Origin of the sequence: Nostoc sp. DedQUE02 (genome assembly GCF_034531035.1) — a bacterium.
Classification (GTDB): Bacteria; Cyanobacteriota; Cyanobacteriia; order Cyanobacteriales; family Nostocaceae; genus Nostoc.
This window is the reverse complement of sequence record NZ_JAVRBY020000049.1, coordinates 33,364-55,251: the sequence shown is the minus strand read 5'-3', so window position 1 is coordinate 55,251 and position 21,888 is coordinate 33,364. Positions and strand designations below refer to the sequence as shown.

Sequence of the window (21,888 nt, the reverse complement as noted above, 5' to 3'; positions counted from 1 at the left end):
AACACCAGCAGTCTGTTGAACAGCAGTTTGGTTTACGGGCGTTTATTGGTGCTGGTAGATTACAGTCAACTAAGCTTGCTCAAGCATCCTTGAGCAAAACTGAAATTCAAGAAAGTATCGCCCCAGAAATTGCTGCATCAGGTCGCTTATTGGATGTCGAACGATTGGTTGAGCGTGTAGGTCGCCTGGACTATAAGTTGATTGTCGTTCATGGGCAGTCAGGTGTAGGCAAAAGCTCTCTAGTTAATGCAGGGCTAGTTCCAGCTTTAAAAAATAAAGCGATCGGAATTAAAGATAATCTGCCTGTGGTAATGCGTGTTTATACTAACTGGCTCGAAGAATTAGGACGATTAATCCAACAGGCACTGAATAACAAATCAATAGGAGGAGATGGGTCAGCATTAGAACTTGAAAATTCAACCACAATAGCCCAAACTGACACTCTCACAGAGCAATTACTCCGTAACGAACAGCATAACTTACGTACAGTTTTAATTTTTGATCAGTTTGAAGAATTTTTCTTTGTTTACACCGAGCCAAAGCAAAGACGGCAGTTTTTTGAATTTATGGGAGAATGTCTAAATATTCTGTCAGTGAAGGTAATTCTTTCATTGCGAGTAGATTATCTGCATTATTTACTCGAATGTAATCGTTTACCTAGTATGACGATTGTTGGTAATGATCTTCTTAGTAAAAATATTCTTTATGAATTAGGAAATTTTTCACCCGACGATACTAAGTCAATTATCGAGCGTTTGACTCAGACTACTAGTTTTCAATTAGAATCCGCTTTAATTGAGCAATTAGTAAATGAATTGGCTGGTGAATTAGGGGAAGTGCGCCCAATTGAGTTACAAGTAGTAGGAGCACAATTACAAACTGAGAATATTACAACTTTGGAAGAATATCAGCAGCGTGGGACTAAAGAAGAACTGGTTAAACGTTATTTGGCTGAAGTGGTTAATGATTGCGGTGTCGAGAATCAACAAGTCGCAGAGTTATTGTTGTATTTGCTCACCGATGAAAAAGGTACTCGTCCACTCAAGACTCGTGTTGAACTAGAACGAGATTTACAAGCTTTAGTCGCAGATATTACTACAGAACTTAATAGATTAGATTTGGTATTAGCGATTTTTGTCAAATCTGGTTTGATAGTGTTGTTACCAGAGAACCCATTTGACCGTTATCAGTTGGTACATGACTATTTAGCAGCTTTTATTCGCCAACAACAGCAACCAAAGCTCCAGGAGTTGATGGCAGAATTGGAAAAGGAAAAAAAGCAACGTCTGCTAGCCCAAGAGCAACTTCAGCAATCTGAGCAGGCAAAGCAAATTTTGGCAATAGCGAACACCAAAGCAACACAGCGCATTCGTCTTGGTTCAGGGGTCTTAGGTATCTCTCTGGTATTAGCTGGAATTGCGGCATTTTTTGCCAACCAAGCATATAGGTTGAGCCAAGAAGCACAGACAGGTGCAAGACTAGAACGAATTGGAATTACAGCGTGGCAGAACTTTCAATTACAAGAAATCGAACCACTACTGTTAGCAATGCAGGCAGGACAAGAGTTGCAAGGGCTAGTCAAAGACAAACGCCCTCTAGAACAATATCCAGCAGCCAGTCCACAGTTAGCTTTACAAACAATTTTAAATAATGTTCATGAGCACAATCAACTCAAAGGGCATACAAGTTATGTCAACAACGCAAGTTTTAGCGCAGATGGAAAACACATAGTCACGGCATCAGTAGACAATACAGCCAGAGTGTGGGACTTGTCGGGTAAACAAATAGCCCTTCTTAAAGGGCATACTGGTATTGTCATCAACGCCAGTTTTAGCGCAGATGGAAAACACATAGTCACGGCATCAGAGGACAAAACAGCCAGAGAGTGGGACTTGTCGGGTAAACAAATAGCCCTTCTTAAAGGGCATACTGGTATTGTCATCAACGCAAGTTTTAGCGCAGATGGAAAACACATAGTTACGGCATCTGATGACAATACAGCCAGAGTGTGGGACTTGTCGGGTAAACAAATAGCTGAACTTAAAGGGCATACAAGTTATGTCTACAACGCAAGTTTTAGCGCAGATGGAAAACACATAGTCACGGCATCAGAGGACAATACAGCTAGAGTGTGGCGTGTGGATAGCCTTAATGAACTGTTGTCTCGTGGTTGTCAATGGCTGAACGATTATCTAGTAATTAATCCAAAAGACCTACAAACACTAACTGTTTGTCAAAATAAATCAAACTTAATAGCAGCAGCACCGTTTTTGGTTAAACAAGGAGAACAAGAAGCTAAATCTGGCTATATTGAGAATGCGATCGCTACATTCCAAACAGCTTTTAAATGGAATCCTAACCTGAAATTTGATCCCAAGGTAAAAGCAACAGAGTTTGCAAATATTGGTAAAGCTGAAAGCTTAATACAGGAAAGTGAAAGAATTGTGAAAGAGAGTAAAGTTCAACAAGCAGTAGCAAATTATAACGATGCTCAAAAGTTAGATCCACAAATTGAAATTTCTGCTGATTCCTGGAATACTCTTTGCTGGGAAGGAAGTTTGCGAAGACAGGCGAAGCTGGTAATGTTTGCCTGTGAAAAAGCCGTTAACCTTCAGCCTGATAATGGTAGTTTTCGTAATAGCCGAGGATTGGCTAAGGCGTTAACAGGTAATAGCCGAGGGGCAATAGCAGACTTTGAAGCGTATATTGCTCAAGCTAACGATCAAGATAAAGCACAAAGACAACGCTGGGTGAAAGACTTAAAAGCTGGCAAAAATCCTTTTACGGATGAAGAACTAAAGAAACTATTACAATAAAATATACAGGATAAGATTTTACCTTTTCTGCTGCAACCGACCCCGGCTTTAGCTGATTTGACATACACTCGCTCTAATAAACTGACCAGAGAGGCGGAATTCGTTAGCCCTACAGTGGTGAGATGTACCAGTACTGTTCTAAGTTTTGGACAAGGTTAGTCATAAGTAAGCTCCTTTCAATATACTTTGTGCAGAGATAAATAACTGGCTTGCAAAACTGGGAGGTACGGAATAGCCGATAATTGACCCCGCCGGAAGCTGCTACGGCGGGAATTCGTACCAGCTAGGGAAACCCTATGAATCCTGACTGGGCTACTTCTTGAACTGTTAGCTGAACGACTCTACAACCATACTCGCTGAAGTTGTGGTGATGAGACTCAATTACTGCTCTTTTGCGTAAGAGAATTTTATCAATCAATTTCACTAAACGGTTTTTCATGTTTTTCTTGGATTTTGTAACTAACTCTAAGCCTCGCTTATATAACTCTTCAAATAATTTTTGCGAGACATATCCTCTGTCACCAGAAAGTTTACCAATTAAATCTTCAGTCATCTCTGGAAATGGCTTTCGGTCATCGACATTGGTGGGGGTTAACTTAAATGCTAGCAATTCTCCACAATCATTAATTATCAGATGAAGTTTAAAGGTAGTTAACGTACTTTCCCGGACGCTGTAGACCCCGCTAATTGAACGATAAACAAAAGCCCCCGGATTTCCGCGATCAGAAAATGCCGGGGCTAACGTCTGGGTTATTGGATAGTGTGGGTAACTTGGCGATTACTGGGGATTAATCTCCTAAATTACCTACTGCTGAAACTGCTGTTTTTAATTCTTCAAAGGAAAGGCTACCGTCTGAGTCAGAATCATACTGTGTTAGCAGATTGTTGAAATTTCCGGTCTCAGCTAACGTTGATAAGTACAAAGCCTGATTCTTATTTGAAATAAGTTCATCAATGTTGACCTTGCCATCACCGTCTGAATCTAATTCGTTAAAAATCTCTTGAAGCTCTTGTTCAGTTACCATAAAATTCTTGATGATGAAATTTTCAATCTTAATCCTTTCAAAATTTTGACAAAAACTCAAATCCTTGTGTGTTTATCCCTGGTAGCAATGTCGTCAAACTACCATTAACCGATATTTCACCCACAACCATTAACTTATTTATCCAGTACTTGACAGTTTTCACTAACACACTATACTCTATAACCAAATGTGTTGAAACTCATCGACACCACTCGCCAGAACCTTGAAAACCGCAAAATTTCGTTTACTGGTGTCGATTGCTTGCACAGCAACGTTTCCAAGCTGTGAAAGGCACGAATTATTGAGAATTTTTTGTCATTTCTTGACAAGAGAAAAACTGGTGTCGATTGGGGGATCTCAAACCCTCTCCCTGTAACGGTTCCAAAAGTGAACTCTTTACAAAACCACTTCCCCTAACGGGAATGGAAACCAATTCCAATACAACCCAATACAAGAAGCTGTGCCATACTTTACAAAACCACTTCCCCTAACGGGAATGGAAACCCACCAACGGCTTTACCTTCTTCGTCACGCACGAGCGCGACACTTTACATAACCTCTTCCCCTAACGGGGACTATTAGCATCAATTTCTAGCCTTTGTTCAGTAGCTATCTCTACACCCTTATCAACCACAGGCGACAGCATCGCCAAGCCTGCGCTGGCAGATCAACCACTGTGTGTCAAAGTAGACCCTGAAATAGACAAAGCAATTCGCGCCATGCCAGAGAGGTCAAAATGGCTCAGAGAAGCCATTGAAACAGCAGCAATAGAGCCAAGGGTTAGTTCCCCTTAAAGAAGATGCTCTAGAAAGCAATCGCGCTTAACTCCAACAAGAATTACTATTCAGGTAGCAGGGCTTATTAGAGCTAGTTAGATAAACAGAAGCCGCACACCCCTGTATTGTGGGTGCGGAATCTTATTGCACTCTCAAGTAATTTTAGATAGGATGCAGCCTGTTTACGAGCTAAATGAGAGAATGCACAAATAGTTTTTTGGCTCATCAACTGAAGAGTAATTTTCTTTAACTCGCAATCAGTGTACACCATCCAATTAATAGCGTATATTATACTGTAAACAAGTGTACACAGAATAGCCATCTTCTGTCACTTTCCGGGAGGGCGATCGCTAGAAGCCTGATGAGACAATCAATACAAGCTATCCTATTAGAAAAAAATGGGTCTTGTATTTGTTATTAGAAAAGAAGCGCGCGACACCGAATAGCCCGTCGTAGACATCGCTTGCTATACAAAAGCTCTAGAATTCAGAAATGGTAAAAGTTTTCGGAAACTGACAGAAGAGGGTTAGGCGGGGGATTAGCGAGGGAACGCGGAACTTTGATTGCCTCACCCCCGGAGATCGGCTGATAGTTAGTGAAGTGATACTTCTGATTTTCTTGAGATCGTCACCAGCGTCACGTTCCGAGAAGCTCAGGTACGAAAATGTCCTCGCAAGTGAGCCGCCGCTTTGACAAGCCCTGCTCAAAATGATATCGCAGGAAAGTGTCAACAGCTTTGCGGTTCGCCTCCAGTCCGTAGGGCCACCAGTCGTCACCCAGCAGGGTGCGATCCTCGTCCACAAGTTTGCTGAACCAAGGGATCATGGTCGCCATGTTGTTGAAAATCATGCCCTTTTTATACTGCTCCCGGACGGCATCTTTGGCATCGCAGAAGCCTTTGTAAACTGCCTTCACAATTTCGGGCCGCTCCGAGGCCAGTTCCTTGCGAACGACGACCACGTGCATGATTGGAAAAATACCCGTGCGCTGGTAATAGGCACGCTCAATCGCCTCATAGTCTTCAAACAGATGGGCGACCTTCGGCGACTTTTCCAGCACGCACTTGGGTACATCCGCAGCAATCAGCGCATCAATTTCTCCCTCTTTGAGCATTTCTCCCAAATCCGTTTGTTCAGGAGCCTGTTCAACTTCAACGTTCGCAGGGTGCGGGTGCGGAATGAAGTCAACTGGCTTCAAGGACCAGTCAAGCGTGCCAACGATCCAACGGCACTGGTCAGGCGTCACGCCATAGTCGTCCGACAATATCCCCTTGGGCCACACACCCGCGTCGTGACCGTAGACCGCAAACTCGCCGATGGTTTTGCCCACAAGATCATTCGGTGTTTTGATGCCGCTCGCCTTGTTGATGTAAATCGCCGAGTGCCGGAAACAGCGATTCGGGAATACAGGAATGGCGATGAAAGGCGGTTCTTCAAAATCCATCGTGCGTAGAAAATACGTCATTCCAAGTTCCGACACGTCAAAGGCATGCTTTCGGATCATGCCTTCAAAAATTTCGGTGACGATGGGGTTGCTGTGAAAGGTGGCATCTACTCCATCAATTTTGACAGTGCCATCCGCCAAAATGCGAGTCCGGTCGTATTCCCCGAAGGCAATTTCAAGTTTCGTATTATTCATGCTATTGTTTAGTCTCGAACAATTCTGTTTAAGTGTGGTGCGTTTGCCCTGGTCAGCAGCCGCCCAAACCGAGGCTCTGCGACGGCAACTGGCAACACAAGAGCCGACAAACAGATTAGCTTACTTGGTTGTAAAAACTTCATTCAGAAATTGGCACAGTCCCTGTGTTGTGGAAAGCGGTAATCTGCCAGGTATTCTCCTTGCGGGTTGTTACGGCTGTCCAGACACCTGTATCTTCTATTCGATGTACTTCATCAGGATTCTTCTGTCCAGTAGTTTCCCAAGTGGTATGTGCGACTGCCATATCCGGGGTGAGGAATTTAATTTGGGTGTCAGTAATAGTCATCTGGTTATCGCTTAAGAACGACGCCAGCGCCTGCGCGTGTGCTTGTTTCGTCTCGGTTCGCCCTTTATACCAACGACCCATGACGTCCACGAAATCGATATCCTCGGCAAACAACGTCGCCAAGTGCTCCGCATCTTTAGCGTTCCACGCCTCGGCAAACGTTGTCATCACTGCTTTGATTGCCGCTTCATCCTTTGCACTGGTTTCTGTTGTAGACATAATGATTGTTCTCACTAATGATTTGTATTGAAGAACTACCGCTTAGGAACGCAGCACCTTGAGTGCCACTTGGGGAAATAAGCCTTGTAACACCAGCGAACTGTACCCAAATCGTCGCCATCGGCTCCAGTCAACGGGCATTACGAAGGGTTGTGTTGCCTGAACTCTTTAATTTCCATCTGTTTGTCCAGGACTGTCCTGGATACTCAACGAACACGCTGCTGATACCGTTTGCCTTAAAAATTGATACAGATGGCAGGCAGGGAGAGCAGGGGAGGCAGGGGAAGCAGGGAAAGCAAGAAAAGTGATTTGTATCAAAAATTTCGTGAAATGGTATGACCCCAAAAAAAAAGCGTGGCCGAAGAGTTGTTAGGTATTTGCGATAGTAACGGCTTGATGGAGATATTCGTTACTGTCAAGCTGGGCAAGCATGAAGTCAGCCAAGTCGGCACGGGTAATCTTATGGGCCTTCTCGCCCGTTTCGGGATCGAAGACTCGAACGTTCCCCTTGGCGGGGTCGTCGCTGAGGATGGCTGGGCGAAGAATCACCCAGTCCAGACCGCTCGACTCGACAGCAGACTCCATTGCCGCTTTGTCCTTGTCCGCGCCGCGCAAAAAGGTCGCAATCAGTAAGCGCTCATACAGAGTGGCATTCGCTTCACTATCCCCTTCGCCAATCATCGAAGTTACCACCAGACGGCGCACACCGTTTCGCTGCATGGAAGCAATGATTGTGTTGGCGGCGCTCGATTCGAGCGTAGTTGCCTTGTAAGGCGTTTTGCCGCCAATCGTGTCAAGAACAGCGTCTTGACCAAGGACTGCTGCGTCCATCGCGACACTGTTGGTGGCGTCACCTTCGATAACGCGAACCTCTGAGACTTCGTATTCGTCAGCTTTGTGAACGAAGGCCGTGACTTGATGACCAGCGGCCACAGCCTGTTCGACTACAGCTCTACCGGTCTTGCCGGCGGCTCCTATGACTAAGACTTTCATGTTTTAACTCTCCTATGTAACGCTTAGTGGGTTTTTCGGCCGGAGAAATGCGGCCTCGATTAAGACTTCTCTGCAAATGCAGGATCTGGGGCAAGGGGCAAGACCTGGGTATTAGAGTAGTCAGCCTCGATCAGTGGAAAGCTGTCGATTATCTCTTGCATATGCTTCGGTGACTCCGCTTCAAAGAGAACGGCTGCGCCATGATCCCTCGCGCCCATTTTCTCTGTACTTGACATCTTTCAGTATGATTAATCAACTTGTATAGATAAAGGTGGTTTTTATGAATTGATTGTTTGTAATATTGGACAATAGCAGAGTGCAGATACTCTCATCGCAGTGAGTGCAGGTTATGGACGATTTGAATGCTGTTTTAGTATTTCTCAAAGTCGCACAACTGGGAGGATTTGTCGCAGCAGCACGATCGCTGGACTTGCCTAAATCTACCGTCAGTGTGAAGGTTAATGAGCTAGAGCAACGGCTAAAAGTCCGATTATTTCATCGCACCACGCGGCGGGTTTCTCTAACTGAAGAAGGACGGCTGTATTACGAAAACTGTTTACCCATTCTTGATGCGTTACATGACGGTAATGATGCGATCGCGAGCCTCCAGGAGCATCCGCAGGGTATTATGCGAGTGACAGCCACTGTCTTGTTTGTGCAGTCTTTTCTCGCACCCAATTTGCCGGAGTTTCTGCTGACCTACCCCGATATTCAAGTGATTCTCCATGCAACGACTGAATACAAAGATATTGTCAAAGAAGGATACGATCTAGCGATTCGGATTGGGGAATTGCACGATTCATCCCTGATCGTGCGGCGGATTAGCACAGATCGCATGAAACTCTTTGCCAGCGCGACCTATCTCAAAACTGCTGGCGAACCAAAAGCGATCGCTGATTTGACCGGTCATGCGTTGCTTTGTATGGCTCATCGTCAGAACAATGTGACCTGGACATTGCACAATGAACAGCAGGAAACAGTAACGCTCTCCTTTCGTCCACGACTACTCAGCAATGATGTTGCCCCCATTTATCAAGCAATCGTTGCTGGAGTAGGAATTGGTCTGCTGCCGGAATTTCTGTTTCAGCAGGAGTTACAGGGTGGGGATATAGTAAACGTCTTGCCTCAATGGTCACTGGCTCCAGTCCCAATTAACGCACTTTATCCTAGCCGAAAATATATTCCCACAAAAGTCAAGGTCTTTCTAGAGTTCCTTGAGCAAAAGATGCGCTAAAGGACTTCCAGAAAATCAGGACTTACGCAACTGTCACAAGAGACGGTGCGGCTGCGCCAAACAACTAGACAAGAAGCATGGGAACATCCGGCCGTTTTAGTTGCTGAACTAAATAATTTGACAGCAAAGAGTGCTTAATTTGATAAATTGTTTGACCAGTTTTATAGGCTACATCTTTGAGCCGAAGCCAGACTAAAATAACGCGAGGCTTTCATGATTTCTTTGAATACGATCTTTGCGGCATTGACATGATTCAATCTTATCTGTAGCTAGTCAAAAATCTTTAGCTGACCAAATTGTTATTATACGTAATCAAAATCAACAAACGATAGGTACCGTATTTGTTTTGAAAAAATGCTTTTTCCACTTACTTATAAAACCACTAGACACTCCCAATATCGGCATTATCTGCTCATGCTTGTATCCACACAGCAACATCTTAACTGCTATCGCTCGTTGAACTTCACGCTTATCTTTGCTATTTTCGATAAACTCATCTAGCGGTCTAGCGATCGCATCCACATTACCGTACCTTAACCTTAGTCTTACAAACTACTTATACCCTTTTACGTATTTTCTCACGAATGATTCCGGATTGCTATAGCTCCAGCGATCGCAGTTAAGATTATGGCAGTTCTCCACAATGGCTTCATGTTGCTACATCTAGTATTGCAATATTAAGAAACCACAATTTTAACCGTAGTGAACATTTATTAGCGATTATTTTCTCAAATTATCTAAACAGAGTTAAATACTAGTTCTTTTTAAGCTTATTAAGAGAGTATATAGCGTTTACCAGTCTAGTGAAGTTCACTTAATTGAAGTAAGGCTGTGCATCTTCACAAGGGTATAAATGAAAGCATACTCATGTTAAATAATTACAACCAATTACCCAGAAGGACATAAGGTGCCCAAAAATATGGCCGATTTTCTTTCGCTAAAATTGCAAGTTGAGCGCGTTGAAGAGCTTGAGCTTTAGTGACTCCAGCATCCAATTGCCGATATAATTCACCCATAAATTCACTAGTTGATTCATCATCAATTGTCCACAAAGTAGCTAATGTACTACGTGCGCCTGCTCGTACTGCTACTCCAGCTAATCCTAAAGCAGCTCGTTTATCTCCTGTGGCGGTTTTACAAGCACTGAGGACAAGTAATTCAATTGTTTCGGGTCGGCTTTCACCTCTAGATCGTAATAAACTATCTAGCTCCCTAACTTTTAGTAAGCTATCCCAGGTAAGAATATAGGTTTGTTCAATATCTGAACTAAATTGCCCGTGAGTAGCTAGATGCACTATTGAAAAAGGGGTAGATTGAATTTGGTTTTGCAGATTAGTTTTCGTGAACTCTTGATTTAAGAGTTCTTTACTTGATTTAACTGAAAATTGAACTTTTTTTAATTCCTGAGTAACATTTAAAAGTTCTGGAAAGGATTTACCTTCAATCACTCGTTCTTGCTCAACCCCAGCAATTAAAACGTTTAGCCGCACATTGTGTAAAGGTTTAGGAGCAAGAAGTTGTAGTCCAGGCATCAAAGAAATAGCATACTTTTCTATTAAGTATTTCTGCTGTTGATGATCGTAAAGAATTCCCATTGGGATATTCCATAAAGAACCATCTAGCACAAATACTAGGGATGTTATAGCTTTGTTTGCTAAATCTGCTTCAATAGGTCTAATTAACCAATCATATAACTGTTGTGAGCGCTGCTTAACATCAGGCTCTCGGCTAGCTACAGGCAAATCTTTCTGTAGTTGCTCTACAGTCTTTTCTAATATATCTTTAGGAATTTTAGCTGTTTGACGGTAGATTATGTCTTGTCCTGGCAACCTAGTAATAATTTCTAGCCGATTATCTAAAATAATTGGATAGATAACAGCTGTGGATTTTTCTTTTTCAACTAATTTATCAAGGTCAACTCTTGGTAGCAAACAGGGTGAACGAAAGAAATTATCTAATTCTGCTAATTGAAGAGATTCGATTACCTGACGAGCTTGAATGAGATTATCTGGCTTCTGAAAAGTATTTTCTGGAAGTTGCAACAGTAAGTCAACGTACTGTCGATATACAGGTTCTATACTCTCGCGGAAAGAAAATTGTACGTCAGGATTAATCGCAACTAAATCGTTACGAAGGGATTTGAGGGCATTATAAGCTCGATTATAAGCATCTGTTGCTGCTGGGATATTGGATTGCTTTTGCAGTATCCGTCCTATCTGCCAATGCCATTGATAAGCAATGTCTTGAGCATCAATAGATTCGGCTTTCACCAAGGCTTGTTGTGTAAGGCTTTTAGCATCCGCTAGCTGTCCGCTTTGTTCGTACAAACCACCAAGAGTACCAAGGGCATAAGACTCAGTTCGTTGATCTTTTAAACTCTTAGCTACTTGGACAGCTTGTGCTAACATCTTTGCAACATCTTTTGGCTCAACTGAGTTCTGTGTTATTTTGCTCAGACTTTGGGCAAAGTTAATTCGGTAATTAACAGCCGTCCGACTTGGAGGCAAACTGTCTATCTGAGACTGAATTTGAGGTAATAATGCTTTTGCTGTGCTAAATTTTTTTTGCTCTACCAGTAGTCTTAATAAATTTAGTTGAGCCAAAAGACGTACAGTAGGTTTTGCAGATTCAATCTGCGCTGCCTGTTGATAGTATTGAATTGCTGTTTGCGTGTAATCTTTGACGCTGTTTGAGTTACCCAAACTAAGTTGAGCGTAGATTTGAGCGCGGGCTGTATTACCTAAACTAAGTAAAGCACTACTTTGGGCGATCGCATCTTTTACTCGTATAGCCACAGAATAACTTTCTTCGAGAATTTTGTGCGAATCGTCCAAATAGCCCAAGCTTCGCCGGACATTTCCTAAGTTATACAATCCTGTAGCTTTTATAGAAGACTCTGGTTGGTTTTTAAGAATTTCTTGGACTGAGGTTAAGGTTTTATCTGCTTGGAGATAATTTCCCAAAGCTTGCATTGCTTGGGCTTGATTAACGCGATCGCGAACCAGTGCAGATGTATCATCTAAGCGTTGATAAATTTTAGTTGCTGATTGCCAAGTACTTAAGGCTGCTTCAGTTTGCCCTTGTGCTAATTCTAGTCCACCTCGAACATCTAAAGCTTGGGCAAAGATTTGTGAAGAATTTGCATCTTTGAGAGTTTGTAACAGTTTAATACTTTGTGTAATAGCTTCGGCTGCCTCAAGCCATTGTCCTAATTGCTGATAAGCTAAAGAAAGATTGCTTAAAGCTATAGCTTCATTCAATACATCATTAGTAGCTTTAAATTCAGCTAGTGCTTTTTTGAGAAGTTGTACCCCTTCTAAAAACTGTCCTGCTTCATAAAGTGCTTGACTTTGCTGTACTAAGCTAGAAGTCTGAGTTGGGTTGACAGCACGTGTAGTTGCTAAAACAGAATCAAATCCAACTTTCGAATTTGCAAATTCTGCTGTTAAATAATTAGATAAATCAAAAAAATATGGTAAAAACGCACAGAGTAATACAGTCAATAATGCTATAAAAAAATGCTGGAAAAATTTCATATAATTTTAAAACTTACTTTCTTAAATAGTATAACCGTAGTCACATAGGTCAAGAAATTTGAAAGCGTCAAAACTAAGAATAGTAATAGTTGTACCTCCTGCCTTGTCTACGACACGCTGCGCGATCTGCCTTCTGCTATATTTAATTATTCTAATTAGTGAGAATACAAACCTGATATAACTCTCTGTAGCTCTACAATTTTGTGTGAAATTAAAACGGATTATATTGTACAAAAAAATACAAACCGTTTTCTTGCCATGTATTGCTTTGAGTTTGAGTATCAACAGAAACTAAAGGGATACCCCACTCAACACCAGCAGTGAAGTTATTACCCTGTAACCAACGTAAACCCAAACCAACAGAAGCTAGAGTGTTAGTATTATTTTCATCTCTATTGGAAGAATTATTCCAAGCTGTGCCAACATCACCAAAGGTCATAACTTGCAGAACTCCATTCCATTGTGGTACACGGGCAATTGGTAGCCGGAACTCAACAGAAGCAAAAACGCCATTATCTGTCAACAGTAAATCTTGACGATATCCTCGTACACTATTTATACCACCTAAACCAAATTGTTCTGAAGCTAAAAGCTCTGTACAAGCTAATTGCACATTACCACGGATTAATAGTAGAGTATCAGGAGCTAAGAGGCGTACCCACTGCGCCTGTCCTCGCCAAGCGAAAAAGCGGCCATCAGGTTCGGTATCATTAATTGTGGCATTGAATGCACCAATTCCCAGACTGAATTCAGAGCGAGCAGCAATGACTTCTTGGCTATTGCGACTCGTCCATTCCTGAAAAAAACGCAACGCAGATACTCTGGTGCGTCCTTCTTTATCAGCCCCTGGTGAAAGTTCAGAAAGAGGAACCTCATTCTCTTCTAGTAAAGAGGAGGAAATATCACTTTCTCTACGAAAAGCGGTTATCCCAAGAGCGAATTCTTGGTTAGGAGTTTGCACTAGAGGTTGGCGGAATGTCAGTTCGTAATATTGGGAAGCTGATTCAATATCTAATGTATTGAAGGGACGTTCAATGACATTGGCTGATGTAGTACCATAACTGAAAGTAAGACTACCATTGCGGGGATTGAGAGGTAAACTATAGCTGGTATCTATAGTGTTGCTGCCGTCGGTATTGCTATATGTTAACGATATACTATCTCCAAATCCGAGTAAGTTAGCTTCGTTGATTTGCAGTTGGCGGCGGAAACTACCAATACTAGGTGAACGACCATTATCCAGGACTGCTTGTATATTGAATGAATCAGCTTCTGTTATCTTAATAGCGAGTAAATTAGCACCAGTACGTGAGCCAGCAGACAATTCAGCAGAGACGTTTTGAATTAAAGGATTGAGTTGCAATAATTGTAGTGACTCTAATAGGCGTTTTTGATTCAAAGGAGTGGATGCGCCCAAAGCTATACGGCTGCGGATATAATTTGGGTTGAGTCGCTTAGTCCCAGTTATTTGGATATCTTCTAATTTCCCTTCTATTACCTGGATTTGGACAACACCGTTGTTAGCAAAAGTTTGTTCAGGAATGTAAGCCCCAGACGTAACGTATCCCTCTTGAATATAAAGTTCGGTAATTTTGGAACGAGCTTCTAACAATTGTGCAAATGTTATCAGCTTGTTTGTAAAGGGAGCAAGTACCTCAGTCAACTTTTCTCGACTGAATACTGTATTGCCAATGACTTCAAACTGTTTAACACTGAAGATTTGCGATCTTTCCAGGAGTGGTTCATCTGGTAATGGTTGTGGTTGTTCAGGTTGAAGTAATTCGGATGGAGGTGGAAGTTGGGGTGGTGTTGGTGGTGTTGGTGTTTTGGGTGAGGGTGGTTGGACATCCTGCGGTGGCGGAAGTTGCGGAAGCGAAGGAGAATTGTTTTGGGATGGTTGTACGCGATTGAGTGTCTGTGCCCTGCTGGGTGTAGTTATCAGGCTGTTGAATAACATCAGTAAGCAGGACGCTGCAAAAGTATGAGTAACTTTAGCTACCATGACACTGAATAGGGTTCTGTCTAAAAGTGTAGGGTGCGGCAGATGAATTAGCACTCAAGACTATTTGTCCTTTGGCGTTTAGCGTTGCACCTGTGGCTTCAACAATGCGTTTGGGAGTGGAAATAGTTGTACTGCTAACAGGTGGTGTGGAACGATTGTTGTTAGTGGGTTTAACAGACACCCAATCGATTTGAGGCGCATCAGGAGTGAGAATGTCTTTGGGATTGGGTGGTAAACCGCCGCGTCCGGCAATCACAAATCGGTTTTGAGCATAATCTGGACTGTAGCAGCCTTGAGCCACCTGAGTGTCAACTGGTGTTGTTGGCAATTGCACTAAGCCACTGTTGGGGTCAACATCTGGGGTGTTGAGTTCTACAGTGCCTTGTGTACCAAATTCTGAACTAGCAGTGATGTCACTCAACACAGTTGGACTTTCACGGAACTCGATACCATAAATGCCAGTGGCTTGAATATCCACTCTGCCACCACTGCCTGTAAAAGCATTGGCAGTGATGTCACTATTTTCACTAGGCACAGCGAGTATGAAGCCATTGGTGGCATTGATGATGATGTTGCCACCATTACCCCCAGCTTGTGCTGTGCCTGCGGTGGTAGAAATAGAAGCACCACGATGTAGAAATAGTGAATCAGTTTGTAAGTTGATGTTGCCACCATTACCCGATGCAGATTGGGCGTTGAGTGTGCCACCGTTGTCTAAGGTAACTCTCGGTGAGATGACGATAATATCTCTAGCAGTACCCGTCGGACTTTGGGAGTTCACGAACAACCCACTGTTAGAGTCTGAATTGGTACTAGAAATCGTGAAAAAATCAGCAGCATTAACCTTGATTGCACCCGCATTCCCTTGTCCAGAAGTTGAGGCTTGAAGTTCAGCGCCATCGCGTAATGAAAATGAACCAGAGTCGATAGTAATGTTACCCCCATTGCCTTGTGTCCCTGTTTCCACACTGCTGGCAATCGCACTAGACAAACCATTTTTCTCCCCAGCAATATTAACAGCACCAGTAACATTAACATTGACATTCCCCGCATCCCCCTGTCCTGCTGGCTGGGTAGCAGATGCACCACGAGTAATGGTTTGCAATTGAGCGCCATCAATTAGTGATAGTGTTGCAGCATTGATATTAATATTGCCTCCCTGACCTACACTCCCATCTTCCACCGTGCTGAGGATGTAAGCATCTGTAAGAGAAACAGTATCTCGTGCCTGTACTGTTACATTCCCCGCATTCCCTCGTCCAGAAGTTAAGGCTTGAAGTTCAGCGCCATCAATTAGTGACAGTGTTGCAGCATTGATATTAATATTGCCACCTTTACCTACACCCCCTGGTTCTACCGTGCTGTATATGGAAGCATCTGCAAGAGAAACAGTGTCTCGTGCCTGCACTGTCACATTCCCCGCATTCCCTTGTCCATAAGTTGAGGCAGCAAGAAAAGCACGATCGCGTAATGAAAATGAACCAGAATCGATAGTAATGTTACCCCCATTGCCAACTGTTCCCGAATACACAAAGCTGCCAATCGCACCAGGCAAACCATTTTTCTCCCCAGCAATATCAACAATGCCTGTAACATTAACATTGACATTCCCCGCATTTCCCTGTCCTGCTGGCTGGGTATCACTTGCGTCACGAGTAACAGTTAGCAGTTGACCACCATCAATTAGTGATAGTGTTGTAGCATTGATGTCGATATTGCCTCCATTACCTACACCCCCTGCTTCCACCGTGCTGAAGATAGAAGCATATTCCAGCAAAACAGCATCTCGTGCCCGCACTGTCACATTCCCCGCATTCCCATGTGTAGAAGTTGAGGCAGAAAGAAAAGCGCGATCGCGTAATGAGAAAGAACCAGAATCGATAGTAATGTTACCACCATTGCCAAATGTCCCCGTTTCCACCTCGCTGCCAATCCCACTCCCAGCAATATCAACAATGCCTGTAACATTAACCTTGACATTTCCCGCATCCCCCTGTCCTGCTGGCTGGGTAGCAGATGCACCACGAGTAATGGTTTGCAATTGAGCGCCATCAATTAGTGATAGTGTTGCAGCATTGATGTCGATATTACCTCCCTTACCTTCACCCCCTGGTTCCACCGTGCTGAAGATGATAGCATCTGCTGCGAGGGAAACAGAATCTTTTGCACTCACTGTCACATTCCCTGCATTCCCTTGTCCATAAGTTGTGGCAGCAAGTTGAGCGCGATCGCGTAACGAGAAAGAAGCAGAATTGATAGTAATGTTACCCCCATTGCCAACTGTTCCCGTTTCTACACTGCTGATAATCCCACTAAAAAAACCGTTTTTCTCCCCAGCAATATCAACAATGCCTGTAACATTAACATTGACATTCCCCGTATCCTCCCTTCCTGGTGGTTGCGTAGCAGATACACCACGAGTAATGGTTAGCAGTTGAGCACCATCAATTAGTGATAGTGTTGCAGCATTGATGTCAATATTACCTTTTTTACCTACACTCCCTGCTCCCATCGCGCTCACAATGACAGCATTATCTGCAAGGGAAACAGCATCTCGTGCCCGCACTGTCACATTCCCCGCATTCCCTTGTCCATAAGTTGAGGCTTCAAATCGAGCGCGATCGCCTAATGAGAAAGAACCAGAATCGATAGTAATGTTACCCCCATTACCAACTGTCCCCGTTCCCACGAAGTTAAGAATCCCACTGAAAAAACCATTTTTCTCTCCAGCAATATCAACAATGCCTGTAACATTAACATTGACATTCCCCGCATCTCCCCGTCCTGCTGGCTGGGTAGCAGATGCACTACGAGTAATGGTTTGCAATTGAGCGCCATCAATTAGTGATAGTGTTGCAGCATTGATATCGATATTGCCACCTTTACCTACACCCCCTGATGACACTGTGCTTGAGATGTAAGCATTTGTAAGAGAAACAGCATCTCGTGCCCGCACTGTCACATTCCCCGCACTCCCTTGTCCAAATGTTGAGGCAACAAGTCCAGCGCCATCACTTAGAGAGAATGAACCAGAATCGATAGTAATGCTACCCCCATTACCTTTTGAACCAAAATTCACAAGATTACGAACTATGCTCCCACCAGCAACCTTGATTTCCCCGGTAGCATTAAGTGCAATATCTCCTGCAACAGTTTCAGATGTCCCTAAATCTTGTCCAATACCAGCACTTAAAAGACTTCCTTCCAAAATATCTAAATTCTTAGCATTAACTGCAATATTAGCGCCACCAGCAGCTTCTACGTATATTGCAGCTTGATTGGTAAGGGATACCGAAGTTCGCGCAACATTAGAAGGAAATTTCAAGCTGAGATTATCACCCTCTACACCCAGTGTTATAGTACCAGGTTCGCTCAATCCTCCCAACTCAACTCGTCCACCATAAGCATTTAATTCTCCTCCATTCATGCTGACATCACCACCCACCAGTAGTAAACTTTTTCCATCTGGTACTCGTAAACCAAATGCATCATAGCCTGCTGGATCTACTCCTGCGCGTGCAATTGAGTTATTTTGAATCGGTGCAGCAGCAATTTGATTGAATAAAAAAGCCGAAGGATTTACTGTTAGCAACTGTGGACTATTCGGATTAGTTGCACTAAAAAAACCGCGATCGCCAAAGCCAATTGCATTAGCTGTAGTCACGATAAAAGAACCACCAATATCTAGCCTTGCTTCCTCGCCAAAAATAATTCCATTGGGATTTATCAAAAATAAATTAGCTTTACCCGACGCGCGAATTAATCCATCAATATTAGAGACTGAGCTACCTGTTACCCGACTGATGATATTTTGAATATCCGCAGCATTATTAAAAGAAGCAGTACCATTAGGAGGAACGGAAAAGTCACTAAAGCTGTGAAACAAATTACTTTCTGCTTGCGTTCCTCCAGTGATATTAAAGGTGTTTCCATCCTTGGCAACGCTAGAGTTCTTAGGTAAGGTGTTATCTGGGGTAATTTGGGTAAAAGCTTTATCTTGTAAGGAAGCAATTAACACACTTGTCATCACCAAACTACTACACCAACACCGCCAATCTTGAGTTATTCCTGACATAACACCCCTCACAAATCAGTAACTGCATCGTGTGATTAGTCTTATTTTTCCAAGTTGTAATCCTGTACAATTGGCTCTTTAGCAATGTCTTGCAAGCCAACTGCATTTAATAAGTCAACCCAATCTTGATTAAGAGTTGCATTCTGTGGATTAGTGCGGCGTTGTTGACCTAAATTAGTTAGGGCATCGTACCAAATATTATTGGCACTATAGACAATGTACTCTTTTGGTTTTGCTAACTTCAACTGACTATCAAGAGCCTCTGTCAGCACTTGCCTTTGCACAAACCCATCTACATAAAAATTGTCAGATGTTTTTTCTACATCGCCACAATAAATATGAAAGTACCAGTGATATTTTTTATCTATTTTTAAAAAATATTGCGGTTGTGCTGGCAAAGTAATGCTGACGATCCCCGCTTTTCCAGACAGAGTAAGAGGTGTTCGATAGACATTTTGTACATCTTTACCATCTAGCACTTGCAATACGAATTCTCCAGAACGGATGGTTTGAGGTAGTTGAGGAACATAAAACCAAAAAGTTGGATTTTCTGCAACTGTTGATGCCAAGACTGATTCCCCTCCATCACCAGGTGCTAAAGCAGTAAGACGTGTTAGAGAGCTAGGACACTCAGGACTACGCCCAGCCCCTGCTCTGCGCCGACCTGTGGGTGCGCCGTTTCTAGGCAATTTTGGTTGCTGAGAGGATTGGAAGGACGAATTTTTAACAATGTTTGGAATCGAATTTGTCTGTTGTGCCTGCACTGATGGCGAGTAACTCATCAAACTAATAAGTATTAAAGGAATTACGCAAGCACGTTGAATTGGTTGGACAACAAATTTTTTAATCACGATTAAAATTTAATTGTTTTCTCTTACGAAGATGCGAACGTCTAAACCATGAGATTACCGTTACTTGGGTAGCTAGCAACGCTAACACTGAGGGGATAAATGGCACCCATCCAGCTAGTGTAAAAATACCAAAACATAACCCAAACACTGTTAAAAGTGTTATTATCACCGCTAATCCCAGGTACAGTGGTTTTGAATAATACCACGCTGTAATACCTCCGACTAATGACCATCCCCATATCCAAAGTGCCTCCACCCATCCAGACCACCACCACAACAAAGGTCTGCGGTCTAAAACTGCGCTGAGGATTTGACTTAGCATCTGTGCTTGTACGAATACACCCGGTACTTGCTTTTGCTTCGGTTTAGCATTAGAACTGAAGGGTGTTTTCCAATAATCGTTTGTATTGGTAGGGGCAGAAAGGCCAATCATCACAATGCGGTCTTTGAGTAATTGAACTGATTCTAATGGGATTTTTTCTTCTAATACATCTCTTAAACTAACTTGCTCGGCAATTTTTTCAACAGGGTCAAGAGAACGATAATTCAACAATATTTGATAACCGGATGCATCTACTTCTTGATAACCGCTAGTATGTTCGTTTAATTGCTTAAATATAATATCACCAATTTGTAAATAACCGTCTTTTGTAACACTTGAAATTTTACCTTTTTTATCTAAATAATGAAGTGCTAGTTGGAGATTAAAAGCGTATTCTGTAGTACATAGAGATGTTGGGGGCGGAGTCAAATATAAAAGCTGGCGACGAGCAATATCTTCATCATCTGCAACAAAATCACTAAAGCTTAAGCGTTCCCTTGAAACTCCATTCGGTGAGGGAATACCATCACTATCACCATCATTATCAGTAGTAGCAACTTTGCAGACGAAAAATAGACGATTGTCCTCCCGAAAACGAGTAGCTAAATTTGGATATTTGGGATCTACAATTCCATCCCGATAAATATCTAAACCGATAGTTCGTGGTTGGTATTTATTTAATTTATCTAATAGTAAAGCAAGGGCTTGGTCAGATAAAGACCATCGCATTTGCATTCCTTGATTGATTTGGTATTGAATATCCGCTTCATCAATTGTGATAATTAAAATCCGCTCGTCAGGTTTTTCGGTGACAAAATGCGATCGCAACTGCATAAAATGGTCAAAAGCCTGTAGTTCCGATGTTTGCAGATAACCCCCATACCGCACTCCCATGACTAAACTTGTTATCAACAAGCTTGCCAGCAATATTACTAAAACACTCTTAGTGGTGATGATCTTTCGCTGCACCTGCCAAGTCATTGGCGCTGACAAGGGATTTTGGCAAATTACTGGCAACCAAGTTGCACAAGGATATTTATCTTCTATTCCTTCGAGCCTTTTTCGCGCCTCGCGCAGTGCAGAGTATAGTGATTGTCCACTAGAAAATTCACCTAAAAAATGTTTTAAAAATTCCTGTGCTACCAAATCCGGGACTGGTTCGCGCATGACAATGACTTGAGGAATGTGTAAATCCTCTAACGCTTCTGCTAAACCTAAGCCATCACAGGAATTAAAAATTGCCAAGTGCAATCCGTTCTCAATTGCTTTTTTGAGTCCATATTTTAATTTATCTAGAGTAATTGTTGTAGTTTGATTAATTTGTAAAACTCCTTTTTCTTGACTAGAACTATGTCCAGCAAAAAATAGAATATTCCAACCCTTTCCCCAAAATTCGTTACTTAACTCTTTTTGTTGTGGCTCAATTAAGAAATTTATTTGAGCTTGGTTTTGTAAATTCTCTAATAAATACTTATCCTGACTAATATCAATTCCTTGATTACTACCAAAAATTGCTAAAATCTTGACTTTTTTATCTTGAGTATATATTTTATTTAATCTTCGTGGTTCTAAGGGACTAAGTGCAACTTCAGCTTTTGGATAATCATCAAAAAAACTCCATAAATGCCAAGGCAGTCGTCGGAGTAAGTTATCAGAAGTTGCAATTATAAAGCAAATTTCTTCATTTGGATTTAGTTGCGTGCGTAATTTTTGGTCTATCTTGCGAAACTGCTCACAATTGAGCCAAATATTAATTTTAGATGATAAGTGCTGACATAAATCGTTAAATTCCAATTCCGAAAAATTTGTGACATCACTATCTTCGATTTCTAGACGTATCCACCATTTATAGTGACGATAGAGAGCCAAATATAGTATTTGCCAATTTCGATAAAGTTGAGAAATTTCTGGCGCTGGTGGCAAACTCCCGCGAAATTCCATCGCACGTGGGTTATTTATTAACCCAAGTTGAACCGTGACATCAGGAAAACCTTTATGGAGGTCGCCCTTACCTAAATTCAAAACAACTAACTTACTCATTAGACTCCAACAAAA

Annotated in this window: 10 protein-coding genes and 3 pseudogenes; 2 read left to right on the top strand and 11 right to left on the bottom strand. The window is 42.4% G+C overall.

Features of this window, described 5'->3' with window-relative positions; translation table 11 throughout:
* A pseudogene (locus RMX98_RS27415) lies at positions 1-2,816 on the top strand (hypothetical protein); the annotation flags it as partial.
* 283 nt (positions 2,817-3,099) lie between these two features.
* Here the strand turns inward: RMX98_RS27415 and RMX98_RS27410 are convergent.
* The 5 genes and pseudogenes from RMX98_RS27410 to RMX98_RS27390 form a co-directional block, all read right to left on the bottom strand.
* Positions 3,100-3,465: pseudogene (locus RMX98_RS27410) on the bottom strand (transposase); the annotation flags it as partial.
* A gap of 139 nt (positions 3,466-3,604) precedes the next feature.
* Positions 3,605-3,841, bottom strand: a complete 237-nt coding sequence (locus RMX98_RS27405) for an EF-hand domain-containing protein (RefSeq protein ID WP_322680325.1) — start codon at positions 3,839-3,841, stop codon at positions 3,605-3,607.
* 1,412 nt (positions 3,842-5,253) lie between these two features.
* The gene (locus RMX98_RS27400) at positions 5,254-6,255 is read right to left on the bottom strand and encodes a hypothetical protein (protein ID WP_322680324.1); all 1,002 of its coding nucleotides are present in this window, start codon (positions 6,253-6,255) and stop codon (positions 5,254-5,256) included.
* Positions 6,256-6,394: 139 nt separating this feature from the next.
* The gene (locus RMX98_RS27395) at positions 6,395-6,820 is read right to left on the bottom strand and encodes an SgcJ/EcaC family oxidoreductase (protein WP_322680323.1); all 426 of its coding nucleotides are present in this window, start codon (positions 6,818-6,820) and stop codon (positions 6,395-6,397) included.
* Between the two features lie 369 nt (positions 6,821-7,189).
* Entirely contained in the window at positions 7,190-7,813 is a 624-nt protein-coding gene (locus RMX98_RS27390) for an NAD(P)-dependent oxidoreductase (RefSeq protein WP_322680322.1), read from the bottom strand.
* Positions 7,814-8,162: 349 nt separating this feature from the next.
* Between RMX98_RS27390 and RMX98_RS27385 the strand changes: the two genes are divergently transcribed.
* Positions 8,163-9,047, top strand: coding sequence for a LysR family transcriptional regulator (locus tag RMX98_RS27385; protein ID WP_322680321.1), 885 nt, complete (start codon positions 8,163-8,165; stop codon positions 9,045-9,047).
* 348 nt (positions 9,048-9,395) lie between these two features.
* Here the strand turns inward: RMX98_RS27385 and RMX98_RS27380 are convergent.
* The 6 genes and pseudogenes from RMX98_RS27380 to RMX98_RS27355 all read right to left on the bottom strand — a co-directional run.
* Positions 9,396-9,560, bottom strand: a pseudogene (locus RMX98_RS27380) (helix-turn-helix domain-containing protein); the annotation flags it as partial.
* 365 nt (positions 9,561-9,925) lie between these two features.
* On the bottom strand, positions 9,926-12,550 hold the full coding sequence (locus RMX98_RS27375) for a CHAT domain-containing protein (protein WP_322680320.1): 2,625 nt from the start codon (positions 12,548-12,550) through the stop codon (positions 9,926-9,928).
* Between the two features lie 244 nt (positions 12,551-12,794).
* Positions 12,795-14,585 carry a ShlB/FhaC/HecB family hemolysin secretion/activation protein gene (locus RMX98_RS27370; RefSeq protein ID WP_322680319.1) on the bottom strand — a complete coding sequence of 597 codons (1,791 nt, stop codon included), beginning with the start codon at positions 14,583-14,585 and terminating at the stop codon, positions 12,795-12,797.
* Positions 14,575-18,660: a filamentous hemagglutinin N-terminal domain-containing protein gene (locus RMX98_RS27365; protein ID WP_322680318.1), complete on the bottom strand. Its 4,086-nt coding sequence runs from the start codon at positions 18,658-18,660 to the stop codon at positions 14,575-14,577. The genes RMX98_RS27370 and RMX98_RS27365 overlap by 11 nt, the downstream gene beginning before the upstream one ends.
* Before the next feature lie 41 nt (positions 18,661-18,701).
* Positions 18,702-19,511 carry a DUF928 domain-containing protein gene (locus RMX98_RS27360; protein ID WP_322680317.1) on the bottom strand — a complete coding sequence of 270 codons (810 nt, stop codon included), beginning with the start codon at positions 19,509-19,511 and terminating at the stop codon, positions 18,702-18,704.
* Positions 19,504-21,873, bottom strand: coding sequence for a CHASE2 domain-containing protein (locus RMX98_RS27355; RefSeq protein ID WP_322680316.1), 2,370 nt, complete (start codon positions 21,871-21,873; stop codon positions 19,504-19,506). Before RMX98_RS27355 ends, RMX98_RS27360 begins: the two co-directional genes overlap by 8 nt.
* Positions 21,874-21,888 lie beyond the last annotated feature (15 nt).